Source organism: Pseudomonas sp. IT-93MI4 (assembly GCF_949767635.1).
Classification (GTDB): Bacteria; Pseudomonadota; Gammaproteobacteria; order Pseudomonadales; family Pseudomonadaceae; genus Aquipseudomonas; species Aquipseudomonas putida_A.
Genome location: NZ_CATKPP010000056.1, coordinates 342,721 through 352,360, shown reverse-complemented (window position 1 = coordinate 352,360; position 9,640 = coordinate 342,721). Strand labels below are relative to the sequence as shown.

The following is a 9,640-nucleotide window of genomic DNA, read 5'->3' as shown; positions in this document are numbered from 1 at the left end:
CGTGTAAGCCGGCGGATTCTGGCGTACGCGTAGGTAACGGCGCAAGGCGTTGTAGCCGGTATGGCGTAACGGTTCGTGTACTTTAAACGTGGTTGCGGGGTTATGTTTATGTGCGGGGTTTGCTCTGTTGTTTTGATGTTGTCTGGCAAGCCGCTTTCGCGAGCAGGCTCGCTCCCACAGTTGGAATGAGTGCATTCAGTTGGGGATTGGTCGGCTGGTAGGCCGCCATCGCTGGCAAGCCAGCTCCCACCATTTGACCGAGTGTATTCAGTCAGGGATTGGTCGGCTGTGAGGCCGCTTTCGCGAGCAGGCTCGCTCCCACAGTTGGAATGAGTGCATTCAGGTGGGAGGTTGGTCGGCTGGGAGGCCGCCATCGTTGGCAAGCCAGCTCCCACAGTTGGAGTGTGTACATTCAGTTGGGGATTGGTCGGCTGGGAGGCCGCTTTCGCGAGCAGGCTCGCTCCCACAGTTGGAATGCGTGCATTCAGGTGGGAGGTTGGTCGGCTGGGAGGCCGCCATCGCTGGCAAGCCAGCTCCCACCATTTGACTGAGTGCATTCAGTCAGGGATTGGTCGGCTGGGAGGCCGCTTTCGCGAGCAAGCTCGCTCCCACAGTTGGAATGTGTGCATTCAGGTGGGGATTGGTCGGCTGTGAGGACGCTTTCGCGAGCAGGCTCGCTCCCACAGGAGAGCTTTGTTGTTCACAAAATGCTGATCACCCTAAATCCAATGTGGGAGCGAGCCTGCTCGCGAAGGCTGACGCACTGGCACCCCATCTCTCCAGACAGACAAAACCCGCCGCCCCGATCAACCGGAGCGGCGGGTTTTGTCGTTTCAGGCCTTGATCACACCGTGTCCACTTTCAGCGAATGATCATTGAGCATGCCGCTGATGATCGTCGCCGTGTCGTGCCCGCCGGCTACCACCCCACCCGCCCCCGGGGTCACGCCGTAGTGGCTGGCGAGGTTGACGCCGGCCAGGTCGATGGTCTGGTTCGGCGTGGCGCCGGCCAGCGCGCTGACGTCGATGCTGGTGAGCACCGAGGCGCCGCTGCCGGTGACGGTGAAGTGCAGATAGTCGTCGAGCGAGGCGGTGGTGCCGTTTTCACCTTGCAGCAGTTGCGACAGGTCGAGCTTGTCGGTGCCGGGGGTGAAATCGGTGATGGTGTCGTGGCCACTATTGCCCTTGAGGTACTGGAAGGTGTCCGCGCCTGCCCCGCCCGTCAGGGTGTTGTTGCCCATGCCGCCGATCAGCAGGTCATCGCCGCCGCCACCGTTGAGGATGTCGTTACCCAGCCCGCCGTTGATCACGTTGTTATTGTTGTCGCCGGTCAGGGTGTCGTTGAAGTTCGAGCCGACCAGGTTTTCGATATTGCTGATCGTGTCGGTGCCGGCGCCGATGGTGTTTTGCGCGCCGAGCAGGCCGAGGTTGACCGTGACCCCGGCGGTGGCGTGGGCATAGCTGACCGTGTCGATGCCGGTGCCGCCGTCGAGAATGTCGTTGCCCGGGCCGCTGTAGAGCAAGTCGTTGCCCGCACCGCCGTGCATCTCGTTGTTGCCGGAACCGGCGGTCAGTACGTCGTTGCCGTCGCCGCCATTGAGGATGTTGTTGCCGGTGCCCGCCACCAGAATGTCATCCCCGGCAGTACCGGTGAGGGTGTGGCCATCCTGATAGGTGATGCTGACGTTGGCGGTGTCGCTGCCGCCATGGTTGTCGTTGGCGGTGTAGATGCCGTTGAAATCCGGCGTCACGTCGTGGGCGCCGGCGTAGTTGACCGTCATGGTCAGTTGATAGTTTTCCGCTGCCGTCGGATTGCTGCCGCTGGTGTTGCTGATGTTGGTCACGTGGATCTGGTAGGTGCCATCGGCACCGGCAGTGATGGTGCCGCCGTCAGCGATGCTGACGAACGCGCCGCCGTTGACCGAGTACTCCATGGTGACGTGGCCGGCCGCGAGGTTGTGATCCAGGTTCAGCGTTTCGCCCTGTTTCAGTTTGACGGTGATCAGGTCCTCATCGTTGGCATTGGCATTGGTCACCGCACCGAGGTAACCGCTGACCACCAGCACTGCGGTCATCGCGGCGGTGTTGGCGGCGAATGCAGCGCGTACGTCGGCCAGGTTTTGGTTGGCGGCGGTGTTGCCGGTGCCGGCGAAGTTGATCGCGCCGGTGCCGGTGAAGTCCGCGCCCTTGGCCACCCATCCGGTGTTGAAGCTGGTCGGCGAAGCGTTGAGCGTGTCGCCGTCCGGATCGGTGTCGTTGTCCAGCAACAATTCGCCCGGCACGGTGATGTTGCTCGACAGCACGTTGGTGATGACGTGGTCGTCCGTCGCCACCGGTGGCGAATTGGGGATCACTTTCACCGTCAGCGTCGAGCTGGCAAGGTCGCCGTCGTTATCGCTGAGGGTGAAGCCGATGTTCTCGGTGATCACCGTGGTCGTGGTTTTTTGCGAGGTGTAGCTGTAGTCACCGGTGTCCAGGTTGATCACCAGCGTGCCGCTGTTGTTGGTGGCGATGCTGATCGTGTTGTTCACGGTGTTGAAGGTGCCGTGGTTGGTGCCGCCGCTTGCGGTCAGCGAACCCTGGCCGCTGTTGGCGCGCGGGTCATAGGTGTAGGTGGTGCCGTCGACCACGATGGATTTGATGAAACCGCCATCGGCGCCGAAGGTACCGCCCTCGCCCAGCAGCGAACCGGTGACCGGCGCGCCTTCGACGGTGCCCGAGAGCACCGAGTTGAGCTGATTGAGATCTGTGACCACCACCGCGTTGGTGTTGGTGTGGCTGATGCCGTCATAGGCCAGCGGATCGAGGTTGGCGTTGCTCACGCCGCTGCCCAGACCGATGGCGTAGTTCTTGATGTTGTTGGCATCGAGGAAGTTTTTCAGCGCGGCTTCGTCGGCAGCGTTGATGTCGCCTTCGTTGGGTTTGCCGTCGGAGAAGAAGTAGCCGACGTTCTGCGCCCCGGTGAGTTTGCCCGAGGTGTTGAACGCGGTCTGCATCACCGCCACGGCAGCGTCGTAGTTGGTACCGCCACCGGCGGTGAGGCCAGCGAGTATGGACTTGGCCGTCGCCACATCGACCCACACCGAAGTCCGGTCAGTGGCATTACTGCTGAAGGTGACGAGTTGTACCTTCACATCGCCAAGATCATCGTACTTGTCGAGCAAGGCACTGATGGCCTGCTTGGCCAGCGCCAGCCGTGACAGCCCCGGTACACCGGAGGCGTCGGCCATACTGCCGGAGATGTCGAGGACGATCAGCAGGTTGGAATCGATCTCCACCGCCGCCACCGAACGATCCGACGCCACGGCTTTGGGCACGTCATCGACGATGTTGACCACAATCGTGCTGGTGGTGCTGTTGCCCAGTGCATCGGTGGCTTTGTAGGTGAAACTTTCGCTCAGGGTGTTGGCGCCGTCGTTGGCGTTCGGTGTGGTTTTCGGTGCCGAGGTCAGGGTGTAAGTGTAAGTGCCGTCGGCGTTGAGCTGGATCTGCCCGTAAGTGCCGGTGGCGCTGCCGACCAGGGTGTAGGTGAGCGCCCCGCTGCCGCCAGTGACCGCACCGACCAGTGTGCCGGTGGCGGTTTCGCCGGTGTTGCTCGGGTCGCTGCCGGTGACCGTGCCGGGGGCCAGGTCCTGGCCGTCCTTGGTCAGGTCGAGGGCTTTTTCGTAGACCGTCACGTCCTGATCGACCGACGCAATCAGTTTGCTGTCGGCGACGTTGATGGTGATGGTGGTGGTGCTTTCGTCGCCGTCACCGTCGCGGATGGTGTAGGTGAAGGTGTCGGTGGCGCCCGGTGGGCTCACCGAGTTCGGGTTGCTGTGGTAGATGGCGTTACCCGCCGCGTCCAGGGTCAGGTAGCCGTAGGTGCCGTTGATGTTGCTGTTGAGGCCGCCGATCGCCGAGGTCGCGGTATTGCTGCCGGCACGCACGCCGACCACTGCCCCGCCCGCCGCTGCGCCATCGGCGCCAGTGACGTCGTTGCCGAGCACGCTGATATTGACCGTGCCGCCCTCCGCCACCGAGCCGGTGTCGGCCTTGGCGGTCGGCAGGTCATCGATGATGTTGACGTTGATCTGGCCGCTGGCGGTGCTGCCATCGGTGTCAGTCGCGACCACGTTGAAGTTTTCGGTGAGGCTGTTGGCGCCGTTGCCGGTCGGGTGATTTTCGTTATCCACCAGGGTGTAGCTGTAACTGACCACGCCGGTCGCCGGGTTGTAACCGGTGACGGTGAACGTACTGCCCAGCGGCGACACCACCGATTGCGGGAAGCCTGCGGCGACCCCGTTGGTCACGACGGCAATGCCACCGACAGTGAGGGTTTGCAGGCCATCCAGGGCCGTGACGGTGAACGTACCGCTCTGGGTCAGCGCCGGAGTATCGGGGCTGGTGCCGTCACTGAGGTTTTTCTCGTAGACGGTGAGTTCGCCGCCATTGACGTCGAGGCCGTTGAGCACCACCGGATCGTCGTTGTTGTGGATGTTCAGCACCAGGTTCGCGGTGCTGGTATCGCCGTCAGCATCGGTGAGGGTGTAGGTGAATGTCTCGGTGCCGTTTCCACCGCCGTGCAGCGCTTTGAAGTCGGCGTCAGCCGGGTTGAGCGTGTAGGTGTAAGTGCCGTTGGCATTGAGCACCAGCGTGCCGTAAGTCCCGGTGAAGGTACCGGCGGTGATCGGCCCGGCATTCGGTCCGGTGGCGACCACGTCCGCGCCCTGCACGTCGTTGCTCAGCACGTTGCCGGTCAGGGTCAGCTGGGTTTCCGAGGCACTGGTGGCGTTGCTGTCGTTCATCGCCTTGGGCACGTCATCGACAATGCTGACAACGATGGTGCTGGTGACCACATTGCCCAGCGAATCGGTGGCCTGATAGGTGAAGGTTTCAGTCAGGGTATTGGCCCCGTCGTCGGCATGTGGTGTGGTGGTCGCGGGCGAGGTCAGGGTGTAGGTGTAAGTGCCGTTGGGGTTGAGCACGATCTGCCCGTAATTGCCGGTGGCACTGCCGACCAGCGCATAGCTGATGGCGCCGACCGCACCGGTGACCGAACCGACCAGTGTGCCGGAGGCGGTTTCACCCGTATTGGTCGGGTCGCTGCCGGTGACCGTACCGGGGGCCAGATCGGCGCCGTCCTTGGTCAGGTCGAGGGCTTTTTCGTAGACGGTGACGTCGGTGTCGCTGGTCGCATACAGCTTGCTGTTGGCGACATCGATGGTGATGGTGGTGGTGCTTTCATCGCCATCGGAATCGCGCACGGTGTAGGTGAACACATCCACCGCACCGGGGCCGTTCACGGCATTGGGGTTGCTGTGATAGACCGCGTTGCCGTTGGCATCGAGGGTCAGGTAACCGTAGGTGCCATTGATGTTGCTGTTGAGGCCGCCAATGGCCGAGGTCGAGGTGTCGGAGCCGGCGCGCACACCGACCACCGCGCCGGTCACCGCCGGGCCGTCGGCGCCGCCGATGTCATTGTCGAGCACGTTGCCGCTGACGGTGCCGCCCTCCGCCACCGAGGCGGAATCGGCGTGCGCGCTCGGCAAGTCATCAATGATGTTGACGTTGATCTGGCCGCTGGCGGTGCTGCCGTCAGTGTCAGTCGCCACCACGTTGAAGTTCTCGGTGATGCTGTTGGCGCCATTGCCGTTCGGATGGGTTTCGTTATCGACCAGGGTGTAGCTGTAGCTGACCACGCCAGTCGCCGGGTTGTAGCCGGTGATGGTCAGCGTGCTGCCCAACGGCGTAACGATCGATTGCGGGAAGCCTGCGGCCACACCACCGGTGACGACGTTGATGCCGCCTACGGTCAGGGTTTGCAGACCGTCGAGCGCGGTCACGGTGAAGGAACCGCTCTGAGTCAGCGCCGGCGTATCGGGACTGGTGCCGTCGCTGAGATTTTTTTCGTAGACCGTGAGTTCGCCGCCATTTACGTCGAGGCCGTTGAGGGTCACTGGATCGTCGTTGTTGTGGATCTGCAGAACGAGGTTGGCGGTACTGGTATCGCCGTCCGAGTCAGTGATGGTGTAGGTGAAATTTTCCGTGCCGTTGCCGCCGCCGTGCAGGTTTTTGAAGTCGGCGTCGTTGGTGTTCAGCGTGTAGGTGTAGGTGCCGTCGGTGTGCAGTTCCAGCGTGCCATAGGTGCCAGTGAACGTACCGGCGGTGACCGGGCCGGTGGGTACGCGGTCGGCGCCCTGCACGTCGTTAGTGAGGACGTTGCCGGTCAGGGTCAACTGACTTTCCGACGCGATGTTGGCGTTGCTGTCGTTCACGGCTTTTGGCAGGTCATCGATGATGTTCACATCGAGGGTGGCGTTGGCGGTGGTGCCGTTGTCGTCCACCACGGTGACGGCGAACTGTTCAGGCAGATTGTTGGCGCCGTTGGCGGTTGGGTGTGCCTCGTTGTCGACCAGGGTGTAGCTGTAGCTGACGACACCGGTGGACGCGTTGAATCCGGTGATGGTCAACGTGCTGCCCAGCGGTGTGGTGACCGATTGCGGGAAGCCTGCGGCTACACCGTTGGTGACCACGGCGATGCCACCGACGGTCAGGGTCGTCACGCCGTCCAGCGCAGTGATGGTGAACGTGCCGCTTTGGGTCAACGCAGTGGAATCCGGTGCGCTGCCGTCAGTGAGATTTTTCTCGTAGACGGTGAGTTCACCGCCATTGACGTCGAGCCCGTTGATGATCACCGGATCGTCGTTGTTGTGGATCTGCAGGACGAGGTTGGCGGTGCTGGTATCGCCATCGGAATCGGTGATGGTGTAGGTGAAGGTTTCGGTGCCATTGCCGCCACCGTGCAGGTTTTTGAAGTCGGCGTCGGTGGTGTTCAGCGTGTAGGTGTAGGTGCCGTCGGTGTGCAGTTCCAGGGTGCCGTAGGTGCCGGTGAACGTACCGGCAGTCACTGGGCCGGTCGGTACGCGGTCGGCGCCCTGAACATCGTTGGTCAGGACATTGCCGGTGAGGGTCAGATTGGTTTCTGACGCGGTGTTGGCGTTGGAATCGTTCAGCGCTTTTGGCAGGTCGTCGATGATGTTCACATCGAGGGTCGCGTTGGCGGTGGTGCCATTGTCATCCACTACCGTTACGGCGAACTGCTCGGGCAGGTTGTTTGCGCCATTGGCGGTTGGGTGTGCCTCGTTGTCGATCAACGTGTAACTGTAACTCACAACACCCGTAGTGGCGTTGAAACCAGTGATGGTCAGCGTGCTGCCGAGCGGTGTAGTGACCGATTGCGGGAAGCCTGCGGCCACGCCGTTGGTGACCACGGCGATGCCGCCGACGGTCAGCGTGGTGACGCCGTCCAGAGCGGTGATGGTGAAGGTGCCGCTTTGAGTTAGCGCGTTGGTATCAGGCGCGCTGCCGGTGCTGAGGTTTTTTTCGTAAACGGTCAGCTCTCCGCCGTTAACGTCGAGGCCGCTGATGACCACGGGGTCGTCGTTGTTGTGGATTTGCAGGACGAGATTCGCAGTGCTGGTATCGCCGTCCGAATCGGTGATGGTGTAGGTGAAAGTCTCGGTGCCATTACCGCCGCCGTGCAGGTTTTTGAAGTCGGCGTCGGTAGTGTTCAGCGTGTAGGTGTAAGTGCCGTCGGTGTGCAGTTCGAGGGTGCCGTAGGTGCCGGTGAAGGTGCCGGCGGTGACTGGACCGGTGGGTACGCGGTCGGCGCCTTGTACGTCGTTGGTCAGTACGTTACCGGTCAGGGTCAACTGAGTTTCCGAAGCGGTGCCAGTGTTGCTGTCATCGATTGCTTTAGGCAGGTCGTCGATCACGTTCACATCAAGCGTTGCATTGGCAGTCGTGCCGTTGTCGTCCACGACGGTGACGGCGAACTGCTCAGGCAAATTGTTGGCGCCATTGGCGGTTGGGTGTGCCTCGTTGTCGACCAGGGTGTAGCTGTAACTCACAACACCGGTGGTGGCATTGAAACCGGTGATGGTCAGCGTGCTGCCCAACGGTGTAGTCACCGATTGCGGGAAGCCCGCGGCCACGCCGTTGGTGACAACGGCGATGCCGCCCACCGTCAGCGTGGTAACGCCATCCAGTGCGGTGATAGTGAACGTGCCACTCTGGGTCAGCGCATTGGCATCCGGCTCGCTACCGCTGCTGAGGTTTTTTTCATAAACCGTCAGCTCGCCACCTTCAACGTTCAACCCGTTGATCACCACCGGATCGTCGTTGTTGTGAATCTGCAGAACCAGATTCGCAGTGCTGGTATCGCCGTCCGAATCGGTGAGGGTGTAGGTGAAAGTCTCGGTGCCATTGCCGCCACCGTGCAGCGCTTTGAAATCTGCGTCGCTGGTGTTCAGGGTGTAGGTGTACGTGCCATTGGCATTCAATACGAGGGTACCGAAAGTGCCGGTAAAGGTGCCGGCAGTGACCGGGCCGGTGGGCACGCGGTCAGCGCCTTGCACATCGTTGGTCAGGACGTTGCCGGTCAAGGTCAACTGGGTTTCCGAGGCGGTGTTGGCGTTGCTGTCATTCGCCGCTTTGGGCACGTCATCAATGATGTTGACGTCGAGCGAGCCGGTGGCGCTGTCGCCATTGCTGTCGCTTGCGGTCACGGTGAAATGTTCACTGAGGCTGTTGGCGCCGTCACCGGCCGGATGGGCATCGTTGCCGTTGAGGGTGTAGCTGTAGCTGACTACGCCGGTGCTGGCGTTATACCCGGTGATGGTCAGGGTGTTGCCCAGTTGTGTGGTGATCGACTGCGGGAAACCGGCCGCCACACCACCGCTGATCACGTTGATACCGCCGATGTTCAGGCTGCTCAGACCGTCCGGCGCCGACACCGTGAAGCTGCCGCTCTGGGTCAGCGCGCCGGGGTTGGCAGAGGAGCCGGCAGGCAGGTTGGCTTCGTTGAGGGTCAGCTCACCGCCAGGCACGGCGAGGCCACTGAGGGTCACCAGGTTGTTGACCGGCGGCGGCACGATCGGCGTGTTGTCGCCATTGTCGATGACTGCGTTATGGCGCTCTTCGGGAAACTCGGGAATACCATTGAAACCGGCAGTCGGGAAGCCGATCACCGGGTCCACGCGCCCACCGACTTCCGTCAGCAGCACAAAACTGTGACCGCCGCCCAGTTCACCTGGCGCGCCGCCCGGTGCATTCGGGCCGGCGGCGGTGGCCTCTGCCGCTTTGGTCGGGTCTTCACCGGCAGCGATGGCTTTCTGAATCTGCTCGACGTCAGTCAGTTGTGCTTCGCTGGGGGTCAGCGCTTCAGGGGAATCGACATGCACCGCCTGATTGGCCAGCAGTTGCCCGGACATGGTCATGCTGCTGTCGCGGCCCAGGGTCAACTCGTGGCCATTTTGCAGATGAATGGCGACGGCACCTTCTGCGCCGGTGATCACTTGATCGCCGGCAAACAAGCGGTCGCCCTCGACCAGGGCGCGGCGCGTGCCGTCGGTGCCCTGCGCAAAAACCTGACCAATGACTTTAGTGACTGTCCCGATGAGCGTTGCCATGTGAAATTCCTCCGCTGCCGACCACCGTCGGCACTGGTTCGCGAAGCAGCCCATGGCTCAATCGGGTTGTCGGGGCGACGCTCGCACCTCGACAGTTCGTTTCGCAGGTTGCGCAAACGAGGAAACTTCAGTGCTTTCAAGCACTTCAGAATCCTGATCAATGCAGCAGGCCCACTAGCGCTACGTAAC

General features: G+C 62.0%; 1 protein-coding gene. It reads right to left on the bottom strand.

Annotated elements, in window-relative coordinates:
- Positions 1-844 precede the first annotated feature (844 nt).
- Positions 845-9,451 (bottom strand): retention module-containing protein, encoded by an 8,607-nt coding sequence (locus tag ACM6I7_RS24385; RefSeq protein ID WP_414889423.1) that lies wholly within the window; start codon positions 9,449-9,451, stop codon positions 845-847.
- Positions 9,452-9,640: the final 189 nt, after the last annotated feature.

Bases quoted from the DNA above. Each gene is read 5' to 3' on its own strand.
- ACM6I7_RS24385 (WP_414889423.1), bottom strand. From the start codon at position 9,451: ATGGCAACGCTCATCGGGACAGTCACTAAAGTCATTGGTCAGGTTTTT.